A 25,925-nucleotide genomic window follows, 5' to 3' on the forward strand; every position below is an offset into this window, starting at 1 on the left:
GCGGGAGGGGCGGGGGGCGGTTCCGGGACGCGCCGGTTAGGGTGCGCGGATGGACGATCTTCGGGGGCGGTGGGCGGTCCGGGGCCTGGCCGCGGCGGCGGCCGCGCTGAGTGTGGCGGCGGGGCTCGGGGTGCGGGCGGTGCTCGGCGGCGAGGCCGCCAAGTACGCGGGCGACGCCCTCTACACGGTGCTGCTGTACACGCTGGTGGTGCTGCTCGCACCGCGCCTGCGGCCGTGGACGGCGGCGGCCTGGGCGGCCGGGCTGAGCTGGGCCGTCGAACTGTTCCAGCTCACCGGCGTCCCCGACGACCTGGCCCGGCACAGCACGCTCGCGCGGCTGGTGCTCGGCAGCACCTTCAACCCGCCGGACCTGCTCTGGTACCTCGCCGGCGCCGCGTCGGCCGCCCTCGCGCACCGGGGCGCGCGGGCGGCCTGACGCTTCGTCAGGGCAGTGCCGTCGTCACAGCGGCAGCAGCTCGGGCCGCTTGGCCTCGACGTGGTCGCCGGAGGACTCGCCGCGCAGCCGGCGGCCGACCCACGGCAGCAGGAACCCGCGCGCCCACTGGAGGTTCTCCCGGCGCTGCTCGGCGGGGGAGAGCTCCGGGACGGACGGCCACGGCGCCTCCGGGTCCTGCTCGGTGCGCAGGCCCAGCGACCGGGCGGCCAGCAGGGCGACCCGCTGGTGGCCCTCGGGGGAGAGGTGCAGCCGGTCCTCGCTCCAGGCGCGGCGGTCCTGGACGGCCCGCAGCGACCACAGGTCGGCCACCTGGCAGCCGTGCCGGTCGGCGATGGCCCGCAGGTGGCCGTTGTAGGTGGCGATCTTGCCGCGCAGGTGCTTGAGCAGCGGCACGCCGCGGGTGTCGAAGCCGGTGCAGATCAGCACCGTGCCCGCCGAGTCCGCGAGTTCGGCGACGGCGGCCTCGAACCGCCCGGCGACCTCGTCGGGGTCGCTGCCGGGCCGCAGGATGTCGTTGCCGCCGGCGCAGAAGGTCACCAGGTCCGGCCGGATGCGGCGCACCTGCGGCACCTGCTCGGCCACGATCTGGTCCAGCAGCCGCCCGCGCACCGCGAGGTTCGCGTACCGGAACCCGCCCGGCGGCCGGTCCGCGGCGAGCAGCACCGCCAGCCGGTCGGCCCAGCCGGCGAAGGCGCCGTCGGCCGCGGGGTCGTTCAGCCCTTCGGTGAAGCTGTCCCCGAGGGCGACGTACGCAGTGAGGTCAAGAGTCTCCTGGAGGTTCGGCATGAAAGAGATAGTTCACCTTCTGAAGTGACCTACGCCAGCGTAGGTGGCCGGTGGCGGTACGTGAGATCGGCCACGTGTCCTGATGCGCGCCCTCGTGCGCCCGCGACGCGCGGGTGGGCGCGCCGGGTGCGCGGGGGAACTGCGCCGCCCGCTCCGCCGGCCCGGGTGTGCGAACGGCCCCGCCGGGGCAGCGGCTCTCTGGGCCGCGAGACGCCCGTAGCGCAGCCCTTCCCGATGACGGAGGTCGCCGCATGCCCCACCGTTTCCCGGAGCGCACCGCGAGGCCGCGGCGCTACCTCATGTGCCGTCCGACGTACTTCACCGTGGAATACGCGATCAACCCGTGGATGGACCCCTCGCGGCCGACCGACACCACGCTCGCCGTCCGCCAGTGGGAGCGGCTGTGCGCGCTGTACGAGGAACTCGGCCACACCGTCGAGCTGATCGACCCGGTGCCCGGCCTGCCGGACATGGTCTACACGGCCAACGGTGCCACCGTGCTCGACGGCCGGGTGCTCGTCGCGACCTTCCGGCACGCCGAGCGGGCCGCCGAGTCCGAGGCCCACGAGTCCTGGTTCCGGTCCGGCGGCTACCGGGAGGTGCGGCGGGCCGCGCACGTCAACGAGGGCGAGGGGGACCACCTGCTGGTCGGCCGCCGGGTGCTGGCCGGCTCCGGCTTCCGCACCTCCCCGGCCGCGCACACCGAGACGCGGGACGTCTTCGGCCTCCAGGTGCTCGGCCTGGACCTGGTGGACCCGCGCTTCTACCACCTGGACACCGCGCTGGCCGTGCTCGCCGACGACCAGATCATGTACTACCCGGCGGCGTTCACCCCGGACAGCCAGGCGCTGCTGCGCAGCCTCTACCCGGACGCCATCCTCGCCGAGCGGGAGGACGCCGAGGTGTTCGGCCTGAACGCGGTCTCCGACGGCCGCCGGGTGCTGCTCCCGGAGGCCGCGAAGTCCCTGGCCGCCCGGCTGGCCGACGCGGGCTACGAGCCGATACCGGTCGACCTCTCCGAACTCTTCAAGGGCGGCGGCGGCCCGAAGTGCTGCACCCTGGAGCTCCGTCCGGCCTGACACCGCCCGCCCCGGGCGTCTATGGTGGCCGGTCGGGCACGAACGGCGTACGGGAACGGGGGCGGTTCATGGACGGGCGGCAGGGCGGCGGCGGGTCGCTGGAGGCGGCGTGGGACGAGCGGGAGCACTCGGCGGGGATCCGGGACCGTGGGCGACCGGGCTCCCGGCCGGCCGGGGAGCGGCCCGCCGTGCTGCCCCTCGTCCGAGCGGCGCGCAGCAGCACGCTGTACCGGTTCCATCCGTTCCAGAGCCACGGCATGCTGCGCTTCGCCACCGGTCCGGGGCCCCGGCCGGGGGAGGGGCGGATCGTGCCGGTCCGGATCGGCGTGGTCTCGCCGGGCCGTTACGAGGTGGCCCGGTTGACCGACCGCCACTACGAGGTCCTGCTGGAGACGACCGACCCCGTCGAGGCGGTCGCGGAGGCGGAACGGGTGCTGAGCGCGTACTGAGCGCGCACCGGGCGGGTTCTGACGCTCAGCCGCCGTCGGTCACCAGGACGACCTCCAGGGTGCGGGGGCCGTGCACGCCCTCGACGCGGTCGAGTTCGATGTCGCTGGTGGCCGAGGGCCCGGAGATCCAGGTCTGCGGGCGGGTGGGGTCCAGGCGGGGGAGGGCGAGCGGGACGGAGGCGACCACCTGCCCGGGGGCCAGGACCACGCAGACGTGGTGGTCGGGGACGAGCGTGAGCAGGCGGCGGCCCTGGGCCGGGCCGCCGTCCAGCACGAGGGTGCCGGTCTCGGCGATCGCCAGCGCGCAGCCGGTGAGCACGCTGTCGACGGTGTCCAGGCGGGCGGCGGTGAGCGGGCCGTCCGGGCCGTCGTCGGGGAGGACCCGGGCGTGGGTGACGCCGAGCCAGTCGGGCGGCAGGCCGGGCGGGACGGCCACCGTGCGGGCGTCGCGGGCCTCGAACAGGGCGGCGAGCAGCAGCGGCAGCCGGTCGGCGGTGCAGCGGTGGACCAGGGCGCGGTAGTCGGCGAGGTGGTGCTGCAGCAGGTCGAGCAGCGCGCCGGGATCGTCGGCCGGGACGTGGCTGCGCAGGTAGTCGCGCGGCACCGGCTCCTCCTCCTCCTCCGGCGGGCCGGTGTGCAGCGCGGCCCGGATCCGGGCGAGCACCAGGTCGCGCGAGCCGCCGGCGGCGGACCCCAGCGGGCTGCTCATGTGCGGTTCCTCCGCCACCAGTCGCGGAACGGTTCGGGCGGGACGGCCGGCAGCTCGCGGGTGTCGGTCCAGGCCCGGCCGGGGCCGGGGAGCCGGCGCGGGTGGAGCCGGCGGGTGCGGGCGGCGGCCCGTTCGGCGGCCCGCAGCAGGGCGGGGCGGTCGAGCACGTAGCCGGCGGCGGCCATCGCGGCACGCTCCAGCCGGTGGCCGCGCTGCCCGGCCACCCGCTCGCGCAGGTGGACCAGCACCTCGGGGATGTCGATGGCCACCGGGCAGACCTCGTAGCAGGCCCCGCAGAGTGACGAGGCGTACGGCAGTGAGGCGTCCAAGGGGGTGGTGGTGCCGCGCAGTTGGGGTGTGAGGACGGCGCCGATCGGCCCCGGGTAGACCGAGCCGTAGGCGTGTCCGCCGGCCCGCTCGTACACCGGGCAGACGTTCAGGCAGGCCGAGCAGCGGATGCAGCGCAGCGTCTGGCGGCCGACCCGGTCGGCGAGCGCGTCGGTGCGGCCGTTGTCGAGCAGGACGAGGTGGAACTCCTTGGGCCCGTCGCCGCCCGGCCCGTCGGCATGGGTGCCGGTCCAGAGGGAGGTGTAGGGGTTCATCCGCTCGGCGGTGGCGGAGCGGGGCAGCAGTTGCAGGAAGATCTCCAGATCCCGCCAGGTGGGCAGGACCTTCTCGATGCCGACCACCGAGATCAGGGTGCGCGGGAGGGTCAGGCACATCCGCCCGTTGCCCTCCGATTCGACGACCACCAGGGTGCCGGTCTCGGCGATCATGAAGTTGGCGCCGGAGACGGCGACCTCGGCCCGCAGGAACTTCTCCCGCAGGTGCAGCCGGGCCGCCTCGGCGAGTTCGGCGGGCGCGTCGGTGAGCCCCTCGGGGGCCGGGCGGCCCCAGTCGGCCATCCGCCGGGCGAAGATCTCCCGGATCTCGCCGCGGTTGCGGTGGATCGCCGGGACGAGCAGGTGCGAGGGCCGGTCGTCGCCCAACTGGACGATGAGCTCGGCGAGATCGGTCTCGTAGGCGCGGATGCCGGCCTCGGCCAGCGCCTCGTTGAGCCCGATCTCCTGGGTGGCCATGGACTTGACCTTGACCACCTCCCGCTCACCGGTGGCCCGGACCAGGGCGGTGACGATCCGGTTGGCCTCGGCGGCGTCGGCGGCCCAGTGCACGGTGCCGCCGGCGGCGGTCACCTTCTCCTCCAACCGGAGGAGGTGGCGGTCGAGTTCGCGCAGGGTGCGGTCCTTGACGGCCTTGGCGGCGGCGCGCAGCTCGGCCCAGTCGGCGAGTTCGGCGACGGCGCGGGCCCGCTTCTCCCGGATGGTGCGGGTGGCGTGCCGCAGGTTGGCGCGCAGCCGTTCGTCCCGCACGGCGTCGGCGGCGGCCTGCGGGAAGGGGATCTGCGGGGAGACGCCCGGCGGGAAGCCGGGCATGCCGAGGAAGGTTCCGCTCATGCCTGCGCCCGCCAGGGTTCGGCCTCGGTGCTGGCGAGGATCTCGGCGAGGTGCAGCGGCCGCAGCGCCGCGCCCTGCCGGCGCAGCGTGCCGCCGAGGTGCAGCAGGCAGGAGTTGTCGCCGCCGCACAGCACCTCGGCGCCGGTGGCCAGGGCGTTGGCGGTCTTGTCGGCGGCCATCGCGGCCGAGACCGCCGGGTTCTTCAGGGCGAAGGTGCCGCCGAAGCCGCAGCACTCCTCGGCCTCGGGCAGGTCGACCAGCTCCAGTCCGCGTACGGCGCGCAGCAGCCGCAGCGGGCGGTCGCCGAGGCCGAGCAGCCGCAGCCCGTGGCAGGAGGGGTGGTACGTCACCCGGTGCGGGAACCACGCGCCGACGTCCTCGACGCCCAGCACGTCCGTGAGGAACTCGCTCAACTCGTGCGTCCGGGGCGTCAACTCGGCGACGTCCGAGGCGAGTGCGCCGCCCGCGCGGGCGGCGATCCGGGGGTGGGCGTCGCGCACCATGGCCACGCAGGAGCCGGAGGGCGCCACCACGTGGTCGTACCCGGCGAAGGCCCGGACCGTGCGGCGGACCAGCGGTTCGCAGGCCTCGCCGTAGCCGCTGTTGTACTGCGGCTGGCCGCAACAGCTCTGCGCGTCCGGGAAGTCGACCTCGACGCCGAGCCGTTCCAGCAGCCGGACGGTGGCGATCGCGGTGGACGGCAGCAGCGCGTCGTTGACGCAGGTGGCGAACAACGCGACGCGCAACGGTCCTCCCGTGCCCTCGGTCCGGTTCCGAGCCGGATGCTACTGGAAATCACCGTGTGATGCGCGCACGCTGGGAACAGGGAATTTCACGTCGCCACGCGGTCCGGGCGGCGACGGAACGGAACAGGACCGTCACTCCCCGAACCGTGGGCGGGCATTTCAGAGGTGACACCATGACCAGGGCAATAGCCCGAGAGGTCGCCCGGCCGATCAGCCGGGTCACCCCGGACGACTTAAGCCAGGAATCCGCGGCCAAGGAATTCGAGCAGTACCTCACGGAATTCGGTGCGGCCCAGCTGACCGAGTTGCGCGGCCGCCGCCGGTACCCCGAGGACCTCGTGGCCCCGGCGCCGCAGGACGGCGGGGAACTGGTCGAGGATCTCAAGCGCGATCTGCTGGAGGGCTCCCTCAACCGGGTCCGACCGGAACTCGCCCGGCTCACGATCGACGTCCAACCCGGCAGCCAGGTGGTGGCCGCGCCCTACGACAACAGCTGGCAGACCGGCCTCGGGCTCCCGCTGTCCCGCCTCGACGGGCACATGACGCTGCTCGGGGGCGACACCTTCTCGGGCGCCGGCTTCAGCTTCTTCGTCCGCGCCAGCACGAACGCGGCGATCGTCGTCACCCCGCAGGGGACGTACGAGCACTCCTTCGTCGACCTCCAGGCCGATCCCAATCTGCAGACCCGGGGCGGCGCCGGGGCGATCGTCTACCGGAACACGGTGCAGGCCGCCAAGACCGAGATCACACTGTGGAACCGCTTCGGTATGACCCCCGCCTCGGGGGAATCGGTGAATCTGGCGATCGCCGACCTCACCGGAATCTCGGGTGGGCCCTTCCCCGGAAGCCGGCTCTTCCCGGTCGTCTTCGACATCAGCCAGGGGGACGTCTGCGAAGTGTGGATCTATCTGTGGAACGCCTGCTCCGGCACCCAGGGCAAGCCGTTCCTCTGCAGCCAGTCCGGCAAGGTGCCGCTGGTGACCGTCAACGCCGAGCCGCCGTTCGTCCCGCCGCACTGAGCGGCGCGCCGCGCGGGCGGGGGACGAACGGCGGCTCGGGGGCCTCCTCGGGTCAGGCGTCCTGGCCGAGCCAGAGGTCCGGGCCGAACACCTCGTAGTGGATGTCGGCGGCCGGGACGCCCGCGCTGAGGAGCTGGCCGCGGACGGCGCGCAGGAAGGGCAGCGGGCCGCAGAGGTAGGCGGTGGTGCCCGCCGGGACGTCGACCGTGGACAGGTCGACCAGGCCGGTGCGGTCGGCCGGCCAGTCGCCGAGCGGCCGCTCGTAGAAGACGTGGGCGGTGGCGTTCGCCAGCTTGCCGGTCAGCTGGGTGAGGTCGGCGCGGAAGGCGTGCGAGAGCTGGTCGCGGTCGCCGTGCACGGTGACGACCCGGCGGGTCGAGCCGGTGGCGGCGAGCTTCGCCAGCATCGCGGTCATCGGGGTGTTGCCGATGCCGGCCGAGGCGAGCAGCACCGGACCGTCGCCCTCGGCGAGCGCGACGTCGCCGAACGGCGGGGCGAGGTCGAGGACGTCGCCGGCGCGCACGGTCTCGTGCAGGTGGTTGGAGACCTCGCCCTCGGGGCCGCCCGCGACCTCGGCGGTGGCGCGCTTCACGCTGAACTGGAGCGCGCCGTCCGGGGCGCCGGAGAGGCTGTACTGGCGGATCTGGTGGGCGCCGTCCGGGAGTTCGGCGCGCACCGAGACGTACTGGCCGGGCTCGGCCGTCGGCAGCGGCCTGCCGTCGGCCGGGCGGACCAGGTAGGTGGTGACGTCGTCGGTCTCCTGGTGGCGGGCGACCACCGTGTAGGGGCGCCACAGGTCGGCCGGGTCGAGGCTCTGGGCGGCGGCGGCCTGCTCGCGCAGCCGGTCCTCGATGGCGATCAGCGCGTTGGCCATCAGCCAGTAGACCTCGTCCCAGGCGGCGGCGACCTCGGGGGTGACGGCCTCGCCGAGCACCTCGACGATGGCGGCGAACAGGTGCTCGTGGACGATCCGGTACTGGTCGTCGGTGATGCCGACCGAGACGTGCTTGTGGGCGATGCGGGCGAGCAGCGCGTCCGGACGGCTGTCCGGGGTGGCGAGCAGCGCGGTCGCGAAGGCGGCTATCGAGCCCGCGAGCGCCTGCCGCTGGCTGCCGTTGGCCTGGTTGCCGCGGTTGAACAGGTCGCGCAGCAGCTCCGGGTGGGCGGCGAACATCTTGTCGTAGAAGAGCGGCGTGATGTCGCCGATCGCACCGCCCACGACGGGCAGGGTGGCTTCGACGACCTCGGCGGACTTGGCGGACAGCATCGAATGCGCTCCAAACTGGAATCTGAGAGTCGTATTTTCGGCCGTGCGGATGCGCGGACCGGCGTGGGGAGGTGTGGTACTGCGGGCCGTGCGGTACTGCGGGTGGTGCGTCGGGGTGGTGCGTCGGGGTGTGCCGGAGCGGGTCAGCCGGTGGGGCCGGCGACGGGTTCGGGCCTCGGGGCGAGGCCCGGCCCGAGGGTGAGGTCGAGCAGGACGGGCCCGGTCGGCCCGGCCACCAGATCGCCGATCGAGAGCGGGTCGAGGGTGGCGAAGAACGCCTCCTGCGCGGTGCGCAGTGCCCCGCGCAGCCGACAGGCCGACCGCAGGGGGCACGGTGGTTCGTCCTCGCAGCCGACCACGTCACCCACCCCTTCCAGCTCGCGCAGCAGCGGTCCGAGCGAGCCGGTGCGGCCGGCCGTGGTGAGGGCCAGGCCCCCGCCGTGACCGCGCCGTGCCGTCACCACGCCCAGGTGCTGCAGCCGGCTGACCACCTTGGCGGCGTGGGTGTACGGCACGCCGACCGCCTCGGCCACCTCGCGGGTGGTCGGGTTGGCGCCCTCGTCGAGGACGGCCAGCCGCATGGCGATGCGGAGGGCGATGTCGGTGCTCTTGGTCAGCCTCACGTTCGAAAAGCTATCGAATACGACTCCAGAACTCCAATTTCGTGCACGCGCCACGCGGCGGAGTCGAACCGTTACCCGTGGGGGTGGCCGGAAGGCTGTCCGCTGGACAGGTCAACTGCTTTACTGGCCAAGCTCGTTCGCCGGAAGGCGACCCGGGACATTGGGGGAATCATGGACAGTGGCACCTCGCCGCCGCCTCCGCCACAGGGGCCACAGCCCTTTCCGCCGCCGCGACCCTCCACCCCGCCACCGGGGTATCCACCGCCGATCCCGCTCGGTCCGGTCCGGCCCCTGCCGCGGGACGTGTCGGTCCACCCGACCCCGCCGCCGACGTCGCCGCCCGGAGCGACCCCGCCGCCGACCCCGCCCGCCGTCGCGCCGCCGCCCGTCGGGTCCGCCGTGCCGGCGACGCCCGAGAACCTGCGCCACCAGGCCGGCCCCGTCCCCGGCGACGCCACCCGCTACCTGTGCGCCGCCGCCTGGCTGGACCGGCGCTTCCGCGCGCAGCTGATCGAGGAACTCGTCGAGCACAACTTCCGCATCCCCGCCCCCTCGCCCGGCACCGACCTGGTCCGGGTGCTGCACGAGGCCCTCACCGCCCGCCGCTGGGAGGCCTGGACCGGCGCGCTCTGCCTGCTCGTCCTCGTCCTCGGCTCCCCGTTCTTCGGGGTGCCCACCGTCGTGCTGGCCCTCGCGGCGGTCGCCCTGCTGGGAATCTTCCGCGGCGCCGGCACGGACCGGCTCGACCACCGCCTCGGCCTGGAGGTCGAGCGCCTGGAGGTCGAGCGCCTGGACGCCACCCGGCGCGTCCCCCGCGGCCGGCAGCGGAGCACGACCGGCGCCGGCCTGGTGCGGCGGCTCCTGGCGGCGGTCGCCGTGCTGGTGGCCGCGCGCCTCGTCCTCGTGGGCTACTACGAGTTCCGGTCCTGGCGCGAGTACGACTACGTCCCCGGGCTGTCGGAGCTCACCGAGGACTGGACCGGGTACCTCGACCCGCGCTACTCCTGGTACCTGCTGCGCGACCAGGGGATCTCCGCCGTCCTGGTGATCGTGCTGCCGTGGCTGGTCGCCGCCGCGCTGCGCTACCGGATCCGGCGGCGCCTGGCGGCCTTCACCGACCCGGACCCGGGCGGCGTCCCGCCGCCCGAGCCCAAGGGGCCCCGGGCGGCCTGGCTGTACGGGCGGCTGCGCGAGCAGCAGAGCGGACCGGAGCTGCTCTACCGCAAGGAGGCGCCGCTGGTCGGCCTCGGCGCGGCCGGGCGCAGCTGGCGGATGACCTTCGAGCTGCGCCCCTCCGCCGACCGGGCGGCCGGCGGCCGGGCCCCCGACCCGATCGACGCCGCCGCCCTCTACCGCGCCGTCGCCGCCCGGGTCCGCGCGCTCGCACACGACCCGGCCTACCCGGAGGACCCCCTGCGCGGGCTGACCGTCACCGACCGGGTGTTCCGGCCCAGCCTGCGCCACGACGACCCGGGCACCTGGCTCGGCGCGATGTCCGGCCGGGCCGGCGGTCAGGTCCTGCTCGAACCCGCCTGGGCGGACCTGCTGAGCCGCACCGGCCACGAGCGGCTGCGCCACTACCTGGCGATCCGGGTCGGCTCCTGGAACGAGGAGGTGGTGGTCACCGTGCTGGTCCGCGCCACGACCCGCGGCGGGCTGCTCTACCTGGAGTGGCTGCCGTACGCGCTGGGACCGGTGGCGCAGGCCTACCACGTGATCGACCTGCTCGGCCACCGCTCCGACCTCGAACACGCGCTGAACGCGCTGGGCTGGTCCGCGCGCTCCCTGGTCGGCGACGTCGGGATCGCGGTGGGCCAGCTCCGGCAGGTCCGGGCGTCGCGTCGGCGCACGGCCCGGCTCCGCGCCCGCTACCGGCACCTGGTCCGGTCCGGGTACGCGGTCGACTACGCGCCCCGGCTGAGCGTGCGCGAGCTCGGGGCGTCGGACGACTTCCAGAACATCTTCCAGGCGCACGACGTCCAGCGCTTCCTCAACACCGTCACCCAGCGGGTGTTCAGCGCGGTCGGCGACGAACTGCGGGCGCGCGGCTACGACAGCGGCGCCTTCGAGAAGCAGGCGCAGAGCATCACCAACGTGAACAACGGCGGTGTCCAGGTGGTCGGTTCCAACGTGCACGGACCGGTCGCCGGGGGCTCCGGATCCAACGTCAACCTCAACGAGGGGCCAGGGACATGACGCGACAGCCGGACGCTGAGCCGGGCGGCCACCACAACGACGGCGGTGTCCAGGTGGTCGGCTCCACCGTGCACGGCCACGTGGCCGGCGGCCGGGGCGCGACCGTCTCGATCGGCGCGGACGCCGCCGGGCCCGCGGCCCCGGGCGGCCCCGAGGGGCTGCGGACGGCGGCCGAGGCGCTGCGCACCGCGCTCGCCCGGCTGCGCGCCGAACAGCCGGGCGCCGTACCGGAGGCGGACGCCGAGGACGCCGACGCCGCGCTCGCCGGGATCCTCGACGAGGCGGGCCTCGACGAGCCCCGCGAGGGGCCGCTGCGCCGCCGGGTCCGCACGGTGGCCGACGCGTTGCGCGCGGTCGCGGTGCTGGCCGCGGCGGTGAGCGGCCTGGAGGCAGCCTTCGTGGCGCTGTTCGGGCAGAGCTGAGGCCCCGACCGGCCGCCGTCCCCCGGGTTACGGTTACCATGCGCACCAAGGCCTTCCGCCAGCGGAGTTGACGCGGGCGGATGGCCGACGGGGCAGGTACGGTACGTCAACGGGGAAGATCGGGAGGGGCGGCGATGACGCGCGCTGACGGGGTGTCGGGAGAGCGGGGCGGCGACAGCTGGACGGGGGTCGACCTCCGGATGGACGTCCCGCACTCGGCGCGGGTGTACGACTACCTGATCGGCGGCAAGACCAACTTCGAGCCGGACCGGGCCGCCGCGCACGCCGCCGTGAAGGCCTGGCCCGCCCTGCCGACCTCGATGCGGAGCACCCGCGGCTTCATGGAGCGGGTGGTCCGGCAGCTCGCCGAACAGCACGGCGTGCGGCAGTTCCTGGACATCGGCGCGGGTATTCCGGCCTCGCCGAACGTGCACGAGATCGCCCAGGAGGTGGCGCCGGAGTCGCGCGTGGTGTACGTCGACAACGATCCGATCGTGCTGACCCACGCCCGCGCGCTGATGTCCAGCCGGCCCGAGGGCCGCACCGCCTACCTGGACGCCGACCTGCGGGACGTCGACGCGATCCTGGACTCGCCGCGGCTGCGCGAGGTCCTGGACCTCTCGCGGCCGGTGGCGCTCTCGCTGATCGCGATCGTGCACTTCGTCCTCGACGAGGATGACCCGCAGGGCATCGTCCGCCGGCTGATGGACCGTCTGGCGCCGGGCAGCTTCCTGGCGCTGACCGTCTTCACCGGTGACACCGACCCGGTCGGCGTCGGCGGTGTGGGCCGCGAGTACAACGCCCGGGGCATCCCGCTGCAGATCCGGGACCGGGCCGAGACGCTCGCCTTCTTCGACGGCTACGACCTGCTGGACCCGGGCGTCACCCTGGTCCACCACTGGCACCCGGAGCCCGGCGCCGCACCGGTCCGCGACCGGAACATCGCGATGTACGGCGGTGTGGCCGTCAAGCGCTGACCGCGCCGGGCGCGGTGCCCGGCAGCGGGCCCGCCGGAGCGCCGGCCGACGGCGTTCGCCGTTTCTTCCAGCGGGCCCGGTGGAAGATCGGTTCGACGGCGACGACGCAGAGCGCGTGCATCGGGTGGTCCGTGTGCTCGGGGTCGAAGAAGCCGGCCAGGTCCTCGACGAGGCTCTCACCGTGCCGGTGGATGCGGGGGTCCCGGGCGACGGTGTCACCGGCGGCGGTGAGCGAGTCCCCCATCCAGAACAGGAGTTCGGCGCGGGCGGTGATGACGGTCGTCCCGCCGTGCTCGGCGAAGCGGGCGGGGCGGCGGTCGGCCCGGCGGCGGACGTCGTCGGGACGGTCGGCGGCGCGTGGCGCGGGGGCGGTCACCGTCAGGGGCGAGGAGGCGTGGCGCATCCCGCGCCGCAGCGCAGGCCAGTCGGACGGCCGCAGTCCGGTGTCCTCACGGGCCAGGAGCAGGGGTGTCGGCCAGGTGTCGACACAGCCGTAGGACATCGGCCGGGCCCCCGGCGGGACCGGGATGTGCACGGCACTGTGCGCGCTCGTCGCGGCGATGCGGAACAGGGCGCCGAGGCGCAGGAGGTCGGCGCGGCCCGCGTAGAGGTACCCGACCTGCTGCTCGGGCGGGTGGAGGAAGGTGTTGCGCAGCATCGGACCCGTGTGCAGGATCCGGCCGAGCCGTGATCCGGTGCCGGCCACCGGGTGGCTCGTCACCCGCAACCGCATCCGACCGCCGCCGTCCCCCATGCGCCCAGTACAGCACGCGCACCGCCGACGGCCCACAGCTTTTGCGGGCCCCGCCCGGGTGGGGGCGCCTCGGACCCGCCGGCGGGCGGCACGACGGTCAGGGCGTCCGCGCCTCGCCGGTGATCTCGGCCATGACCTCGTCGTAGCGCCGGAAGAACCGGGGGCCGGGCTCGGGGGCGTCCTGCTCGGCGCGGCGCAGCAGCCGCCAGCAGTCGGCGGTGAGCGCCCGGGCCTCGGCGCCGGGCCAGGGGCGGGGGAGGAGCTCGGGCGGCAGCAGCGGGTCCGGCGCGGTGGCGCGGGTGAACTCGGCGGCCAGTTCGACCGCGATCGCGAGGTGCTCGATCCGGGTGGGCGCGGCGCCCGGGGCGGTGGCGGTCAGCCGGGCGAGGCGGTCCGCGGCGAGGGCGGCCAGCCGGCGGTGGCCCTCGGCGAGGCCGTCGAGCGGCCAGAGGCGCCGGGCCACGGCGAGCGGGTCGTCGGCGCCGGCGATGCGCAGGTCGGTGCTGGTGAGCAGGGTGACGCAGTCCCGGACGCCGAGGCGGTCGACCTCGGCCTCGACGTAGGGCTCCCAGACGTTGGCGCTGACGTAGACCCCGCCCTGGAGGGCCGCGCCGCCGAGCCGGACCAGGGCCTCCCGCAGGGCGTCGCGGGCGGCGCGGGCGGATTCGGGCACCGCGAAGGCGACGAGATGCCAGCGGCCGTCCCACGGGGCGAGCCCGGCGTCCTGGGCGTACATGTGGCGGACGAACTCGACCTCGGGCTCCGCCGCCCGCCGGGCGTGGTCGGTCTCGCGCAGCACCGCGCGCCGGCCGCGGCCCTCCTGGACGAGCAGGCCGTCGGCGGCCATCCGCTTGACGCACAGGCGCACCTGCTGGTCGGTCATGCCGAGCTCGCCCGCGACCCCGTACAGCTCGCCGGCGTCGACGGTGCCGTCCGCCCGGACCATGCCCTCGACCAGTGTCCGGGTGGACACCTCGGCCCGTGCTTCCTCGGCCATCGCCGCCGCTCCTCTCGCCCCGTGCGTGCCACCCGCCGTGTCACGGATCTCCTTCCGATGAGTGTAGTACGCTCAAAACTATCGATAACTGAACGATCGTTTTGAGAGTGATAGAAATGTTGAAGTCGGATGATCGGGTGGCGCGCGCGCCACGCCGTTGGCTCCGCCGGCTGCTCGGCGCGGGGCTCGTCCTGGCGCTGCTGGCCGGCGGGGCGGGCGGCTGGGTGGCGTACCAGAACAGCTACGACCTGCGGGAGGAGCGGGTCGTCATCACCGGCGGCGCCCAGCCGCTGGAGGGGGTGCTGGCCCGGCCCGAGGGCGGGCGCGGGCCGTACGGGCTGGTGGTCTTCGTGCACGGCGACAGCGAGCAGGACGCCACCCATGACACCTTCTACCGGCCGATCTGGGAGTCCCTGGCCCGGGCCGGCTACGCCTCGCTCTCCTGGAACAAGCCGGGGGTCGGTGGCGCGCCGGGCAACTGGCTCGACCAGAGCATGGAGGACCGCGCCGCCGAGACGGCCGCCGCGATCGCCTGGGCGAAGGGGCGGCCCGGTGTCGACCCGGAGCGGATCGGCCTGTGGGGCGCCAGTCAGGCCGGCTGGGTGTTGCCCAAGGTGGCCAACCGGGTGCCCGGGGTCCGTTTCGTCATCGCCGTCGGCACCGCGGTCAACTGGCTCCAGCAGGGGCGCTACGACCTGCTGACCGACCTGGAGGACGAGCACGCGCCGCAGGACCGGGTGGACGCCGCGCTCGCCCGCCGCGAGCGGGTCGAGGTGCAGCTGCGGAAGGGGGCGACGTACCAGCAGGCGCGCGCCGCGCTGGGCGCCGACCTCGACGGGATCGGCGCCGACCGCTGGGGCTTCATCCAGCGGAACTTCACCTCCGACGCCACCGCGGACCTGTCCGCGCTCACGGTGCCGGTGCTGCTGGCGCTCGGCGAACGGGACCGCAACGTCGACATCGACGACACCGAGGCCGGGTACCGCCGACTGCTCGCCCGGCCCGGCCAGTTGACCGTTCACCGCTACCCGGGCGCCACTCACGGCATCGCGCACTCCTGGGCCGAGGACGGCTCGCTGCGCGGCCTGCTGGTCGCGGTGGCCGCACCGCGCTCGGTCTACGCGGACGGCTACCTCGGCGATCTACGGCGCTTCGCGGCGACTGTGGCGCCGGTGCCGGGGTGGCACTGAAGGTTCGAACAGGGACCAACTGACCGGAACTGAACGGTTGGCAACAATCCCGGTCATCTCCTGACGCTTCGTCAGTCCGGCTTCTACGCTTCGGGCGGTCCCCCCGGGTCGCCCGAAGCGACCGCGCACCGTTCGCCCCATCGACGAGTCTGGAGACCCCGTTGACCACACGCCCTTCCCCGCGCCGCTCCTGGACGGCGGTGGCCGCCGTCGGCGCGGCCACGGCCGCCCTGCTCGCGCAGCCCGCCACCGCGAGCGCCGACGCCGCGGGCGCGGCCCTCGCACCGCCGCCCGTGGTGGCGGCCACCGTCGCCGTCGCGCCGTACCCGGCGGGCGTCGCGCTCGCGCCGGACGGCGGGCGGGCCTATGTGACCAGCCAGCGCGACGGCACGGTGACGGTGCTGTCCGCCGCCACCGGCGCGGTCACCGGCACCTTCACCGCGGGCACCGGCTCGTACGCGGTCGCCCTCGCCCCGGACGGCGCCCACGCCTACCTCACCCACCACCTCACCGGCACGGTCAGCGTGGTGGACACCGCGAGCAACACCGTCACCGCCACCGTCCAGGTCGGCGCCGGCGCCTTCGGCGTGGCGGTCGCCCCCGACGGCGCCCACGCGTACGTGACCAACGCGGGCGCCGGCACGGTCAGCGTGCTCGACACCGCGACCAACGCCGTGACCGCCACCGTCCCGGTCGGCGCCGAGCCGCACGGGGTGGCCGTCGCCCCGGGCGGCGGGCAGGTGTACGTGGCCGCCTCCGGCAAGCAGCGGGTCGACGTGATCGACACCGCCACCGCCACCGTCAGCGCCTCGATACCGGTCGGCCACGGTGTCTTCGGCCTCGCCCTGGCCCCCGACGGCTCCCGGCTGTGGACCGGCAACGGCGGCGACTCCACCGTCAGCGTGGTGGACACCGCGACCCGGGCCGTGACCGCCACCGTCCAGGTCGGCGCCAACCCGTACGCGGTTGCCGCCGCCCCCGACGGCCGCTCCGTCTACGCGAGCAACTACGCGGACAACACGCTCAGCGTGCTCGACGTCGCGAGCGGCGCGGTCGCCGCCACCGTCCCGGTCGGGGCGAGCCCGTACACCCTGGCGCTCGCGCCCGACAGTCGGCGCGGCTACCTGGCCGACTTCGACGGCAGTGCGGTGAGCGTCCTCGACTTCCCGCTGCCGGTGCCGGCCGTCACCGGGATCAGCCCGGCGAGCGGCCCGCAGGCCGGCGGCACGGTCGTCACGATCACCGGTACCGACCTGGCCGGAGCGAGTGCCGTGAGCTTCGGCGCGGCCGGGAACGCCACGTCCTTCTCCTGCGCCGCGGCCTCGTGCACCGCGACCGCACCGGCCGCGGCCGCCGCCGGGACGGTCGACGTCCGGGTCACCACGCCCGGCGGCACCAGCGCCGTCTCGGCGGCCGACCGGTTCGACTACCGGGCGCCCGCCGCCGACCTCGCCGTCGCGCTCGCCGCCTCGCCGGTGTCCGGCCTGCTCGGCGGACGGGTCGACTACACGCTCACCGTCACCAACCAGGGCCCCGGCGTGGCCACCGCCGTCACCGTCGCGGCCGCCCTGCCGACCGGGCTCGCCGCGACCAGCACGGACTGCACCGTCGCCGCCGGGCAGCTGACCTGCGCGCTCACCGCCCCGCTGGCCGCCGGCGCGAGCGCGACCCGCCACCTCACCGTGCAGGTGAGCCAGCTCCTCAACCTCGGCCGGACCTTCACCGTCACCACCGCCCGTACGGCCGGAACCCCGGCCGACCCGGTGAGCGCCAACGACGCGGCGAGCCGCACCTGCCGGGTCGCGCTGCTGGCGATCACCTGCGACTGAGCCGCTACGGCGGGAACAGCGGGAACAGCGGTAACGGCCGGAACGCGTCGGAGCCGTAGGGCCCGTCCCCGGGGTGAGCGGTCCCCGGGGGCGGGCCCGCCCCCGCGAGCCGTCCTGAACGGGGCGGCCACTCCGCGGACCGGGTCGGCCGCGGCCGGTGGATCAGTCCCCGGCCGGGGCCCGGCGGGCCGCCTTGGCCCGGTACTTGAGCCCGAGCAGCGCCCCCGGCACACCGCGCGGCACCAGCCAGGAGACGTCCTCGCGGTCCACCGCGTCGAAGCGGTACTTGTACGGCTCCGTGCCGCGCAGGAAGTCGAAGGTGGTGAGCCCCCGCCCGGCGGCCGCCCGGATCGTCTCGGCGATCACCGCCGTGCCGAGCCGCAGCGGCGCCCAGGCCACGTCCCAGCCGATCTGGTAGTAGGCGAAGGTGTCGCGCCACTGGAACCCGTAGAGCACGCCGACCACCTCGCCCGCCCGCTCCGCGACCAGGAACGCCGGGCCCTCGCCGCGGCCGGTGTCGGCGGCCCGCTCGATCACCCGCAGGTGCAGCGGCGCGCGGGCCTCGTCGAAGGTGGTGGGCCTGCCGAGCGCGGCCCGGCGCAGCCGGTGCAGCCGGACGGCGGTGCGCAGCAGCTCGTAGCGCTCCGGGAGTTCGGACAGTGCCAGGGCGGGCGGCACCCAGCGGAAGGTGATCCCCTCGGCGGCCAGCTTGCGGCCGTAGCGGCGCAGGTCGGCCCGGAACTGCCGCGAGCCCAGCGCGTCCGGCCCGGCCGTCAGATCGGCGCGCGGGCAGGGGGTGCGGGCGATCTCCACCGCGCCGGGCGGCAGCAGGCCGGCCTGGTCCGGATCGAGGTCGGCGAGCAGCAGGGTGGCCCGCCGTCCGCGCCGGGCCAGCCAGTCGGCGACCTCGGCGCGGCGGTGCGGGGCGACGGCGAAGCCGCAGTGGTCGGCGGCGCCCGGACCGGAGCCCAGCACGGTCAGGCAGGGGACGGGCAGCGGCGCGCGCGGGTGGAGGCGCTGGACGGTGCGCAGCAGCGGGACGACGGCGTCGACCCGCCCGTCCCCGTCCCGCCACACCACGACCTCGCCGTCGGAGGCGGAGGCGTCCTCGGCGGCCCCCAGCGTCTCCCACCAGGCGAGCGCCCACTCGGGCGTGGTGAACCAGGAGCCGCCCGGCTCGCCCGCCGCCAGTTCGCGCCAGCCGTCGACCACGTCGGCCGGCAGGGCGGCCGTGCGGTAGCGGACCGGTAGCGCGCGGGCGCCGGCCGGTGCCGGAACGGCCGGCGTCGAACCCGCGGACTTCGGATGCGCCGTTCCCACGTCTGCTGCCCCCCAAGGCCTCTCCCGCCCCGGTGCGCCGCCGGTCGGCGGCCGGTCGCGGGCCGGTCCGTATTCTCCCGGACTCCGACCCGCCGGTGGCGGGGTTCGGGGCAACCGGTCCCGCTGCGGCAGCGGACGGCCGAGGTCGTCGACCCTGCGTGCGGGTGTGCGTGTGTGCGTGCGTGCATGTGTGCGGATGTGCGTGCGGGTGGCTCCGGCGCGGCCGCGCCGGAGCCACCCGCCGTCAGGCGCCGCCGCGCAGGCGGTGCACGGCCGGGTGGAGCCCGGAGAGGATGGTGTCGAACCGGTCCCGGCCGGTGGTCGAGTTGACCCGCAGCCGGCTGATCCGCAGCGGGTGCGGCGGCAGCAGTCGGTCGTGGCGGTGGTCGAAGAGGTAGCCGACCCGGTAGCCGAGGCGGCGCAGTTCGGCCTCGGCGCGCGGGTCGAGGTTGCCGTTGGGGTAGGCGAAGGCGGTGGGCGCCGCGCCGAGCCAGCCGGTGAGCGCCTCGTGCGCGCCGGCGATCTCGGCCCGGACGGTGTCGTCCTCGCACCGGTCGAGGCACGGGTGGCCGGCCGTGTGGTTGCCGATCGCGACGCCGCCGCGGGCGAGCGCCGGCAGGTCGTCCGGGGTGAGCTGCTCCTGGCGCGGTGCGTGGATCCCGGCGCTCTCCCGCAGTTCGGCCAGGGCGGTGCGGCGGTCCCGGTCGGCCAGCGTCTTCATCCGGCGGACCACGCCGCCCGGCGGGCAGTCGGCGAGGTCGCGGGCGGTGCCGCCGTGCGCGGCGAGGAAGGCCGCCTCGCGCCACCAGAACGGCTGGTCGCCGCCGATGAGGTCGGTGACCACGAAGGCGGCGGCCGGAATGCCGAGCCGGGTCAGCACGGGCAGGCCCTCGGTGAGCACCGTGCGGTCGCCGTCGTCGAAGGTGACCAGCACGCTGCGCGGCGGCAGCGGCCGGCCGCTGTGCACCGCCTGTTCGACGTCGGCCGGCGAGACCGGGTGGGCGTGGCGGACCAGGCGTTCCATCTGGAGCGCGAACACCCGGGGATCGTCCACCCCGTGGTAGGCGAGGACGGCCAGCCGCCGGTGGGCCGCGAGCCGGAAGAGCGGCTGGAGCGGCGAGTTGCGCAGTACGGCGTCGACGGTGGCCCGTCGTCCGGCGAGCCGCGCGCGCGGCGGGCGGCCGCCCGGTGCGTCGGTCGTGGTGGCGGTCGTGGTGACGGTGGTCTTGATCGCGGCGCTCGTGGCCGTGGCCGTGGTGGCTCCGGTGGCCGTGGCCGTGTTCGGGCCGTCGGCGGCCCCGGTCGAATGCGCGGTTCCTTCGGGCATGGACGCGCTCCCCCCTTCCTCCCCGTGCGATGGTGCGCTGGCGGGGGTGGAGCACGCTGCACCGGCAGGCCCGGCCGGTCGGCGCACGCCTGCTGGGTGGGCGGCCCGCCCCGCCCCACGAATTCCCAAGATAGTGCAAAAACCCATGCTCCGAACCGGGTTGGGAGCCTTGAACGGGTTTCGACGGGAGGTTGGCGCATTTGCCGACGGGCCGGTGACCTGAGCGACGGCTGTGAGCATCCTGAGTGATGGCTGGTGGGAGCGGTGACGGGTGCGGCGCGAGGGGGCGGCGCCGGCCACCGGTTGCGGACCCGGTGGCCGGCCCGGGCCGGGGCGCGCGAGGCTCCGGCCCGTCAATGTGCCACTGTCGGCCGGTGCGTCAGAAGGGGTTGGTACAGGTGGTCACCTGCTGCGCCACATCCAGTGCGGGGCCCGCGGTGGCGCAGACTATCTTCAGGTCCTCGGTGACCACGCGGGGCGTGACGGCCTTGGCGAAGCCCTGGGCGTAGGTGGTCGCCGAGGCGGCCGTCACCCACGGGCTGCCCCAGGCGCGCTGGGTGCGCACCTCGACCTTGACGATCGTCAACTGACCCGGGTCGGCGGTGACCTGGGCGACGCCGACGACGCCCGCACCGTCGGTCTCGTGCCAGACGCACGGCTGGTTCAGCACCGTCGTGCACACGGTGGTGCCGGTCTCGGCCGTGGTGCCGGCCCCGGTCGTCACGGCCGCGGCCGGAAGGGCCATGGTCGCCGTGATCCCTGCCGCCGCCACCATCAGAGCTGCGATCCGAGCGCGCATGATGTCAACCTCCTTGGAATGAAAGGCAATTTGCCTTTCGGGACGAGTCTTGCACAGAAATTTAAGGTTCCCCATGTGTGCCGCATCACACTAATGGTGACCGTTCAACTACGGACAGCAATCTCGCCAGTGACATCGCGGTTACGGTGAGGTGTCGACCCGCCGACGCCCCGGTGCGGGCGTCCGCGGCCCGAGTGACGACACGTCAGGCCGCAACTGGTCGGCACCGGCGCGTCGTTCACTCGTCCGGGTGGCCTGCGGCCGCCGGATGGTTCGGACGGCTACGATCGGGCCGACCCACGGAGGTGACCTGGATGACCACGGTCATCGTGCAGTTGCCCGACCCCCGCCCGCCGGCCCCGTCCGACCGCCGCTTCGCCCGCCTGTCGCGGCCGCCCCGCAGTGCCCCGCCCACCCGTCCGGCCCTGCTGCACCTCGGGCCGGGCGACACGGCCGCGTTCGGGCGCGGCGAGCCCGGCCGCCCGCCCGCCGTGCCGATCCCCGACCCGGGCGTGTCGCGCCGCGCCGGCGAGATCACCGCCGCCGAGGACTACTGGCGGCTCTCCAACTTCAGCGCCACCGCCACCTACGTCGTCGAGAACCTCGAAGGTGCCGGCGAGCACGTCAAGGTCGCGCCCGGGCGGCTCGGCGCGCCCGTCCCGTTCGAGATCTCCCGGGTGCTGCTGCCCGCCCACGGGGAGCCGGTGGCGTTCAAGGTCTTCGCGCCCCAACACGCCTATCTGACCGGGGAATCCGCCGCGGCGGACGGTGAGCACACGGTCAGCCCGTTCGCCCTGGACCCGACCGCCAAGTACTTCCTCGTGCTGCTCGCGCTCTGCGAGCCGCGGCTGCGTTCGCCCTCCGCGGCGGCCGTGCCCGGCGCCACCGAGGTGGTGGAACGGCTGCGCGACCTGCCGGCCTGCCGGGACCTCAGCCGCTCGGCGGTCAACTACCACATCGACTACCTGGTCGGCAGCAAGCTCCGGCTGCGCGACCCGGTGGAGCGGGCCGACCCGGGCGGCAAGCGGGAGGAACTCGTCGCGCTGGCCCTGCGGTTCGACCTCGTGCGGGAGGAGCACCTGGCGCTGCTCCCGCCCCGGCGCGGCGGGTGATCCGGCGGTGGCACCACGCGCGGCCCGGCCGCACCGGGCCGGACCGCCGGACGGCGAGCCGCGGTTCGAGGTGCCGCCCGGCCACCGCGTCGCGGGGTACCGGGTGGGCGAGCGGATCGGGGCGGGCGCCTGGGGCGCCGTCTACGCCGCCCGCCGCGACCCGCCCGGGTCCGGACCTCCCGGCGCCGGCCCGGTCGAGGTGGCCGTCAAGGTCCTCCACCCCGGCCGGCTCAGCCCCGGCCAGCGGGACACCATGCTCCAGCTCGCCCGCCGCGAGCTGCGGTTCAGCCGCCGCGCCGACCACCCCCACCTGATCCGCACCCTCGCCGTGGCCACCCTCGACGACCCGGCCCACCCCGGACTGGCCGGCGCGCTCGCCCTGGTGATGGAGCGCGCCGCGCGCAGCCTCCAGGACGTCCTGGCCGACGCCCGGGCGCCGCGCCCCGTCCCGGACGCCGGACGGATCCTCGCCGAGGTCGCCGCCGGGCTGCGCCACATGCACACCGCCGGCTGGGTGCACGGCGACCTCAAACCCGCCAACGTCCTGCTGATGCCCGACGGCACCGCCAAGCTCGCCGACTTCGGCCTGACCGCCGAACTCGACGGCACCCACGCCTACGCCCCGCCGCTCGGCTCGCCCGACCACGTGCCGCCCGAGTGGTGGTCCCAGCGGACCGGCACGCACGGCGTGGCGCTGCGCCCGAGCGCCGACCTGTGGGCCTTCGGCGTCCTCGCCCACCAACTGCTGACCGGCGGCCTGCACCCGTTCCTCGGCGCCACCGCCCGTGCCCGCTCGCTCGCCGCCCTGGCGTACGCGCGCGGCAGCGCCCCGCTGCGGCTGGACGCCGCGCTGCCCGAGCGGTGGCGGCCCCTGGTCACCGCCTGCCTGGCGGCCGACCGGCGGCAGCGCGCGGAGGTGGACCTCGCGGCGCTGCTCGCGGACGCGCTCGGGGCGGGCGCGGCGACGACCGTCCCCGCCCGCACCGCCGGACGGCGGCGGCGGGGCCGTCGCGCCGCCGTCGGCGCGGCGCTGCTCGCCGGGACGGCCGCTCTGCTCACGCTCACCGGCGCGCCGGAGCCGGCGGCGCCGACCGCGCCGGTCGGGGCGCCGCCGCCGGTGCGCGACGCGGTGCGGCCCGGCGCGATCCCGCGCGACGCCGACGTCCCCGCCGCACTGCGCGGGCCGATCGACGACGCGGCCCGCCGCTGCCCCGAGACCGAGGTCACCCCGGTGCTGCTGGCCGCGATGATCAAGGCGGAGTCCGGCTTCGACCCGGCTGCCGCCCGCCCCGCCACCGGGGAGTACGGCGTGGCGATGTGGACGCCCTCCGTCTTCAACGCCTGGGCGCAGGACGCCGACCACGACGGCGTCAAGAGCTACCTGGACCCGGACGACGCGATCGCCGCGATGGGCGGCTACGTCTGCTGGCTCGCCCAGCGCTTCAAGCAGCGCGGCTACTCCGCCGCCGAGCTGCCCGCCCTGGTGACGGCCGGCTACCGGACGAGCGACAAGACCGTCGCCGACGCCGGCGGTGTACCCGATCGGGTGAAACCGCACGTCACCATGGTCCTCGGCTACCTCGCGGAGTACGGCGGGAGTACGGCGGCCGGGTCATGAGGTCGGCCACATCCGCGGCCTCCCCGGTGGCGTCGCCGCGGAACCTGTGCTTCCGGATGGGATGCTCGGCGACATGTTCACCAAGCTCCGACCGGCCGTCACGCAGTGGACCATCGTCGTGCCCCTGCTGGCCTTCGCCGTCCTCGCCCTGACCTGGCACCGCGACCTCCCCGGGTGGGTGGTGGGCGTGGTGTCGCTGTTCCTGGCGGGCGCCGTGCTCGCCGCCGTGCACCACGCGGAGGTGATCGCCCACAAGGTGGGCGAGCCGTTCGGTTCCCTGGTGCTCGCGGTCGCGGTGACGGTGATCGAGGTCGCGCTGATCGTGACCCTGATGATCGACGGCGGCGACAAGTCGGCGACCCTCGCCCGGGACACCGTGTTCGCCGCGGTGATGATCACCTGCAACGGCATCCTCGGCCTGTCCATCGTGGTGGCGGCCAGCAAGTACCGGGTGGCGGTCTTCAACGCCGAGGGGACGGGGGCCGCGCTGGCCTGCATCGGCACCCTCGCCACGCTGAGCCTGGTCCTGCCGACCTTCACCACCAGCTCGCCCGGCCCGCAGTTCTCGCCCGCCCAGCTGGCCTTCGCGGCCGCCGCCTCGCTGGTGCTCTACGGCCTGTTCGTGGCCACCCTGGCCGTCCGCCACCGGGAGTACTTCCTGCCGGTCACCCCGGACGGCAAGGTGGTCGAGGAGGACGACCACGCCGAGCCGCCGACCTCCCGGGCCGCCGTCGTCAGCCTGGTCATGCTCGGTGTGGCGCTGGTCTCGGTGGTCGGTCTGGCCAAGGGCGTGTCGCCGACCATCGAGTCGGCGGTCCAGTCGGCCGGGCTGCCGAACTCGGTGGTCGGCGTCGTGATCGCCCTGCTCGTCCTGCTGCCGGAGACCATCGCCGCCCTGCGCGCGGCCAAGCGCAACCGGGTGCAGACCAGCCTCAACCTGGCGCTCGGCTCGGCGCTGGCGAGCATCGGCCTGACCATCCCGGCCGTGGCCGTCGCCTCCTACTGGCTCTCCGGGCCGCTGGTGCTCGGCCTGGACTCCTCCCATCTGGTGCTGCTCACCCTGACCATCGTGGTCGGCACGCTGACGGTCATCCCGCGTCGGGCGACCCCGCTCCAGGGCGCGGTGCACCTGGCGATCCTGGCCGCCTACGTGGAACTGGCGATCACCCCCTGAGCCACCGCCCTCCGACGGCGCAGGAGCGCGCGGGGCGGGCGAACGGGCCGGCGACCTCACGAGGTCGCCGGCCCGTTCGCGGCGCGATGCCCGCGTGTCGGGTTCGGTGCGGCGTTCGCGGTCCATATCGTCTGTGTCCGCCGAATCCGCTGAGTCCGCCGCAGGACCGACACCCGTGGGAGCGCCGCATGCCCGGCCCAGCAGAGCAGTCGTCCACCCGTCCCGACCAGCCGGACCCCGCCGACGAGCCCGGCGCCGCGGAGCCGTCCGCCGACGCCGACGAGCCCGGGAACGGCGTGGACACGGCCGATGTCATCGTGGTCGGCGCCGGTCCGGCCGGCTCCACCGCCGCCTACCACCTGGCCCGCACCGGCCTGGACGTGCTCCTGCTGGAGAAGTCCGCCTTCCCCCGCGAGAAGGTCTGCGGCGACGGCCTGACCCCCCGCGCCGTGAAGCAGCTGGTGGACCTCGGCATCGACGTCTCGGAATCCGCCGGCTGGCTGCACAACCGCGGCCTGCGGATCGTCGCGGGCGGACGCCGGGTGGAACTCGACTGGCCGGAACTGTCCGCCTTCCCGGGCTTCGGACTGGTCCGCCGCCGCGCCGACTTCGACGAACTGCTCGCCCGCCGGGCCGCCGCGGCCGGGGCCCGCCTGGTCGAACGGGCCAACGTGGCGGGCCCGGTGCTGGACGAGCGGACCGGCCGGATCACCGGGGTCACCGCCCGCCTCGGCGAGGAGCGCCGGCCCGTCACCTACCGCGCACCCCTGGTGGTCGCCGCCGACGGCAACTCCACCCGGCTCTCCCTGGCGATGCAGCGCTACCGCCGCACCGACCGCGCGATGGGGGTCGCCTACCGCACCTACTTCACCACCCCGCGCCACGAGGACCGCTACCTGGAGGCCTGGCTCGACCTGCGCGACCCCGCCGACCCGGCCCGCCGCCTGCTGCCCGGCTACGCCTGGGTGTTCGGCATGGGCGACGGCACGGCCAACGTCGGCCTCGGCGTCGTCGACACCGACGCGGTGCCCCGCGAGGTGGATTGGCGCCAGCTGCTCCGCCGCTGGTGCGACGACCTGCCCGCCGACTACGGCTACCACCCCGAGGCCGTCACCGAGCCCATCCGCGGCTCCGCCCTCCCGATGGGCCTCAACCGCCAACCCCACTACGCCGACGGCCTGTTGCTGGTCGGCGACGCCGGAGGCACGGTCAGCCCGGCCACCGGCGAGGGCATCGCCTACGCGATGGAGTCCGGCCGCTACGCCGCCGAGGCGATCGTCCAGGCCCTCGCCCGGCGCACCGACCGCGGCCGCGACCTGGCCCTGCGCGCCTATCCGCAGGCGCTGCGCGCCGCCTACGACGGCTATTTCGCGCTCGGCCGGCTCGCCGCCGCGGCGCTGAGCCGCCCGCGCCTGGTGGGCGCCGCCGGGGCGGCCGGGCTGGGCAGCCCGGCCCTGCTGCGGGCGGCGTTCCGGCTGATGGTCAACCTGACCGAGCCCAACTCCCGCGACGCCCTGGACCGCCTGCTCCACGTCCTCGGCCGGCTGGCCCCCAGCAGCCGGGGCTGAGCCCCGCCGCGCGCCGGTGACGGCCGGTACCACCCGGTGCCGGCCGTCGCTGT

Annotated in this window: 24 protein-coding genes; 13 read left to right on the forward strand and 11 right to left on the reverse strand. The window is 75.3% G+C overall.

What is annotated here, in order from left to right; translation table 11 throughout:
- Positions 1-49: 49 nt before the first annotated feature.
- Positions 50-436 carry a DUF2809 domain-containing protein gene (locus tag ACFCLZ_RS34205; RefSeq protein WP_380281775.1) on the forward strand — a complete coding sequence of 129 codons (387 nt, stop codon included), beginning with the start codon at positions 50-52 and terminating at the stop codon, positions 434-436.
- A 24-nt stretch (positions 437-460) separates the two neighbouring features.
- Here ACFCLZ_RS34205 and ACFCLZ_RS34210 read toward each other — a convergent pair whose 3' ends face one another.
- Entirely contained in the window at positions 461-1,243 is a 783-nt protein-coding gene (locus ACFCLZ_RS34210; RefSeq protein ID WP_380281776.1) for an SGNH/GDSL hydrolase family protein, read from the reverse strand.
- Positions 1,244-1,494: 251 nt separating this feature from the next.
- Between ACFCLZ_RS34210 and ddaH the strand changes: the two genes are divergently transcribed.
- Entirely contained in the window at positions 1,495-2,322 is an 828-nt protein-coding gene (gene ddaH / locus ACFCLZ_RS34215; protein WP_380281777.1) for a dimethylargininase, read from the forward strand.
- Positions 2,323-2,390: 68 nt separating this feature from the next.
- Positions 2,391-2,771: a hypothetical protein gene (locus tag ACFCLZ_RS34220; RefSeq protein WP_380281778.1), complete on the forward strand. Its 381-nt coding sequence runs from the start codon at positions 2,391-2,393 to the stop codon at positions 2,769-2,771.
- A gap of 25 nt (positions 2,772-2,796) precedes the next feature.
- Here ACFCLZ_RS34220 and ACFCLZ_RS34225 read toward each other — a convergent pair whose 3' ends face one another.
- From ACFCLZ_RS34225 to ACFCLZ_RS34235, 3 genes are read right to left on the reverse strand one after another with little or no spacing between them, the layout of a single operon-like run.
- On the reverse strand, positions 2,797-3,480 hold the full coding sequence (locus ACFCLZ_RS34225) for a lactate utilization protein C (RefSeq protein WP_380281779.1): 684 nt from the start codon (positions 3,478-3,480) through the stop codon (positions 2,797-2,799).
- Entirely contained in the window at positions 3,477-4,934 is a 1,458-nt protein-coding gene (locus ACFCLZ_RS34230; protein WP_380281780.1) for a lactate utilization protein B, read from the reverse strand. The genes ACFCLZ_RS34225 and ACFCLZ_RS34230 overlap by 4 nt, the downstream gene beginning before the upstream one ends.
- Positions 4,931-5,680 (reverse strand): (Fe-S)-binding protein, encoded by a 750-nt coding sequence (locus ACFCLZ_RS34235; RefSeq protein ID WP_380281781.1) that lies wholly within the window; start codon positions 5,678-5,680, stop codon positions 4,931-4,933. Before ACFCLZ_RS34235 ends, ACFCLZ_RS34230 begins: the two co-directional genes overlap by 4 nt.
- A gap of 173 nt (positions 5,681-5,853) precedes the next feature.
- Here ACFCLZ_RS34235 and ACFCLZ_RS34240 point away from each other — a divergent pair, with 173 nt between their 5' ends.
- Positions 5,854-6,699 carry a hypothetical protein gene (locus ACFCLZ_RS34240; protein WP_380281782.1) on the forward strand — a complete coding sequence of 282 codons (846 nt, stop codon included), beginning with the start codon at positions 5,854-5,856 and terminating at the stop codon, positions 6,697-6,699.
- Positions 6,700-6,751: 52 nt separating this feature from the next.
- On the opposite strand, the gene ACFCLZ_RS34245 is transcribed toward ACFCLZ_RS34240, so the two are convergent.
- Both ACFCLZ_RS34245 and ACFCLZ_RS34250 read right to left on the reverse strand, forming a co-directional pair.
- Positions 6,752-7,966: a globin domain-containing protein gene (locus tag ACFCLZ_RS34245; protein ID WP_380281783.1), complete on the reverse strand. Its 1,215-nt coding sequence runs from the start codon at positions 7,964-7,966 to the stop codon at positions 6,752-6,754.
- 143 nt (positions 7,967-8,109) lie between these two features.
- Positions 8,110-8,589 (reverse strand): RrF2 family transcriptional regulator, encoded by a 480-nt coding sequence (locus ACFCLZ_RS34250; RefSeq protein WP_380281784.1) that lies wholly within the window; start codon positions 8,587-8,589, stop codon positions 8,110-8,112.
- Positions 8,590-8,988: 399 nt separating this feature from the next.
- Between ACFCLZ_RS34250 and ACFCLZ_RS34255 the strand changes: the two genes are divergently transcribed.
- The 3 genes from ACFCLZ_RS34255 to ACFCLZ_RS34265 all read left to right on the forward strand — a co-directional run bounded on the left by ACFCLZ_RS34255 (position 8,989) and on the right by ACFCLZ_RS34265 (position 12,184).
- Positions 8,989-10,785: a hypothetical protein gene (locus ACFCLZ_RS34255; protein ID WP_380281785.1), complete on the forward strand. Its 1,797-nt coding sequence runs from the start codon at positions 8,989-8,991 to the stop codon at positions 10,783-10,785.
- The gene (locus ACFCLZ_RS34260) at positions 10,782-11,207 is read left to right on the forward strand and encodes a hypothetical protein (protein WP_380281786.1); all 426 of its coding nucleotides are present in this window, start codon (positions 10,782-10,784) and stop codon (positions 11,205-11,207) included. The genes ACFCLZ_RS34255 and ACFCLZ_RS34260 overlap by 4 nt, the downstream gene beginning before the upstream one ends.
- Positions 11,208-11,341: 134 nt before the next feature.
- Positions 11,342-12,184, forward strand: coding sequence for an SAM-dependent methyltransferase (locus ACFCLZ_RS34265; RefSeq protein WP_380281787.1), 843 nt, complete (start codon positions 11,342-11,344; stop codon positions 12,182-12,184).
- On the opposite strand, the gene ACFCLZ_RS34270 is transcribed toward ACFCLZ_RS34265, so the two are convergent.
- A complete protein-coding gene (locus tag ACFCLZ_RS34270; RefSeq protein ID WP_380281788.1) occupies positions 12,174-12,905 on the reverse strand; it encodes a hypothetical protein in 732 nt (243 codons plus the stop codon). The two genes, ACFCLZ_RS34265 and ACFCLZ_RS34270, sit on opposite strands and share 11 nt — an antisense overlap.
- A 130-nt stretch (positions 12,906-13,035) precedes the next feature.
- Complete coding sequence (locus ACFCLZ_RS34275; protein WP_380281789.1) at positions 13,036-13,935, reverse strand: PaaX family transcriptional regulator C-terminal domain-containing protein; 900 nt, start codon at positions 13,933-13,935, stop codon at positions 13,036-13,038.
- 137 nt (positions 13,936-14,072) lie between these two features.
- Here ACFCLZ_RS34275 and ACFCLZ_RS34280 point away from each other — a divergent pair, with 137 nt between their 5' ends.
- Both ACFCLZ_RS34280 and ACFCLZ_RS34285 read left to right on the forward strand, forming a co-directional pair.
- Positions 14,073-15,125: an alpha/beta hydrolase family protein gene (locus ACFCLZ_RS34280; protein ID WP_380281790.1), complete on the forward strand. Its 1,053-nt coding sequence runs from the start codon at positions 14,073-14,075 to the stop codon at positions 15,123-15,125.
- Between the two features lie 161 nt (positions 15,126-15,286).
- Positions 15,287-16,954 (forward strand): cytochrome D1 domain-containing protein, encoded by a 1,668-nt coding sequence (locus ACFCLZ_RS34285; protein WP_380281791.1) that lies wholly within the window; start codon positions 15,287-15,289, stop codon positions 16,952-16,954.
- Positions 16,955-17,116: 162 nt separating this feature from the next.
- Here the strand turns inward: ACFCLZ_RS34285 and ACFCLZ_RS34290 are convergent, their stop codons facing one another.
- From ACFCLZ_RS34290 to ACFCLZ_RS34300, 3 genes are all read right to left on the reverse strand, one after another.
- Positions 17,117-18,274: a GNAT family N-acetyltransferase gene (locus ACFCLZ_RS34290; RefSeq protein ID WP_380281792.1), complete on the reverse strand. Its 1,158-nt coding sequence runs from the start codon at positions 18,272-18,274 to the stop codon at positions 17,117-17,119.
- Positions 18,275-18,518: 244 nt separating this feature from the next.
- The gene (locus ACFCLZ_RS34295) at positions 18,519-19,601 is read right to left on the reverse strand and encodes a polysaccharide deacetylase family protein (RefSeq protein ID WP_380281793.1); all 1,083 of its coding nucleotides are present in this window, start codon (positions 19,599-19,601) and stop codon (positions 18,519-18,521) included.
- A 379-nt stretch (positions 19,602-19,980) separates the two neighbouring features.
- Entirely contained in the window at positions 19,981-20,400 is a 420-nt protein-coding gene (locus tag ACFCLZ_RS34300; protein ID WP_380281794.1) for a hypothetical protein, read from the reverse strand.
- Positions 20,401-20,714: 314 nt separating this feature from the next.
- Here ACFCLZ_RS34300 and ACFCLZ_RS34305 point away from each other — a divergent pair, with 314 nt between their 5' ends.
- The 4 genes from ACFCLZ_RS34305 (at position 20,715) to ACFCLZ_RS34320 (ending at position 25,872) form a co-directional block, all read left to right on the forward strand.
- Positions 20,715-21,512, forward strand: coding sequence for a serine/threonine protein kinase (locus tag ACFCLZ_RS34305; RefSeq protein ID WP_380281795.1), 798 nt, complete (start codon positions 20,715-20,717; stop codon positions 21,510-21,512).
- 7 nt (positions 21,513-21,519) lie between these two features.
- A complete protein-coding gene (locus tag ACFCLZ_RS34310; RefSeq protein ID WP_380281796.1) occupies positions 21,520-23,130 on the forward strand; it encodes a serine/threonine-protein kinase in 1,611 nt (536 codons plus the stop codon).
- Positions 23,131-23,203: 73 nt separating this feature from the next.
- Complete coding sequence (locus ACFCLZ_RS34315) at positions 23,204-24,304, forward strand: calcium:proton antiporter (protein ID WP_380281797.1); 1,101 nt, start codon at positions 23,204-23,206, stop codon at positions 24,302-24,304.
- Positions 24,305-24,492: 188 nt separating this feature from the next.
- Positions 24,493-25,872 carry a geranylgeranyl reductase family protein gene (locus ACFCLZ_RS34320; RefSeq protein WP_380281798.1) on the forward strand — a complete coding sequence of 460 codons (1,380 nt, stop codon included), beginning with the start codon at positions 24,493-24,495 and terminating at the stop codon, positions 25,870-25,872.
- The last annotated feature ends 53 nt before the right edge of the window (positions 25,873-25,925 follow it).

It is taken from the genome of Kitasatospora purpeofusca, from assembly GCF_042691725.1.
GTDB lineage: Bacteria > Actinomycetota > Actinomycetes > Streptomycetales > Streptomycetaceae > Kitasatospora > Kitasatospora purpeofusca_B.

Coding starts and splice junctions, on each gene's coding strand:
- ACFCLZ_RS34230 (WP_380281780.1), bottom strand. CDS start 4,934: ATGAGCGGAACCTTCCTCGGCATGCCCGGCTTCCCGCCGGGCGTCTCC.
- ACFCLZ_RS34205 (WP_380281775.1), top strand. CDS start 50: ATGGACGATCTTCGGGGGCGGTGGGCGGTCCGGGGCCTGGCCGCGGCG.
- ddaH (WP_380281777.1), top strand. CDS start 1,495: ATGCCCCACCGTTTCCCGGAGCGCACCGCGAGGCCGCGGCGCTACCTC.
- ACFCLZ_RS34265 (WP_380281787.1), top strand. CDS start 11,342: ATGACGCGCGCTGACGGGGTGTCGGGAGAGCGGGGCGGCGACAGCTGG.
- ACFCLZ_RS34275 (WP_380281789.1), bottom strand. CDS start 13,935: ATGGCCGAGGAAGCACGGGCCGAGGTGTCCACCCGGACACTGGTCGAG.
- ACFCLZ_RS34220 (WP_380281778.1), top strand. CDS start 2,391: ATGGACGGGCGGCAGGGCGGCGGCGGGTCGCTGGAGGCGGCGTGGGAC.
- ACFCLZ_RS34245 (WP_380281783.1), bottom strand. CDS start 7,966: ATGCTGTCCGCCAAGTCCGCCGAGGTCGTCGAAGCCACCCTGCCCGTC.
- ACFCLZ_RS34210 (WP_380281776.1), bottom strand. CDS start 1,243: ATGCCGAACCTCCAGGAGACTCTTGACCTCACTGCGTACGTCGCCCTC.
- ACFCLZ_RS34300 (WP_380281794.1), bottom strand. CDS start 20,400: ATGCGCGCTCGGATCGCAGCTCTGATGGTGGCGGCGGCAGGGATCACG.
- ACFCLZ_RS34240 (WP_380281782.1), top strand. CDS start 5,854: ATGACCAGGGCAATAGCCCGAGAGGTCGCCCGGCCGATCAGCCGGGTC.
- ACFCLZ_RS34315 (WP_380281797.1), top strand. CDS start 23,204: ATGTTCACCAAGCTCCGACCGGCCGTCACGCAGTGGACCATCGTCGTG.
- ACFCLZ_RS34295 (WP_380281793.1), bottom strand. CDS start 19,601: ATGCCCGAAGGAACCGCGCATTCGACCGGGGCCGCCGACGGCCCGAAC.
- ACFCLZ_RS34320 (WP_380281798.1), top strand. CDS start 24,493: ATGCCCGGCCCAGCAGAGCAGTCGTCCACCCGTCCCGACCAGCCGGAC.
- ACFCLZ_RS34225 (WP_380281779.1), bottom strand. CDS start 3,480: ATGAGCAGCCCGCTGGGGTCCGCCGCCGGCGGCTCGCGCGACCTGGTG.
- ACFCLZ_RS34305 (WP_380281795.1), top strand. CDS start 20,715: ATGACCACGGTCATCGTGCAGTTGCCCGACCCCCGCCCGCCGGCCCCG.
- ACFCLZ_RS34260 (WP_380281786.1), top strand. CDS start 10,782: ATGACGCGACAGCCGGACGCTGAGCCGGGCGGCCACCACAACGACGGC.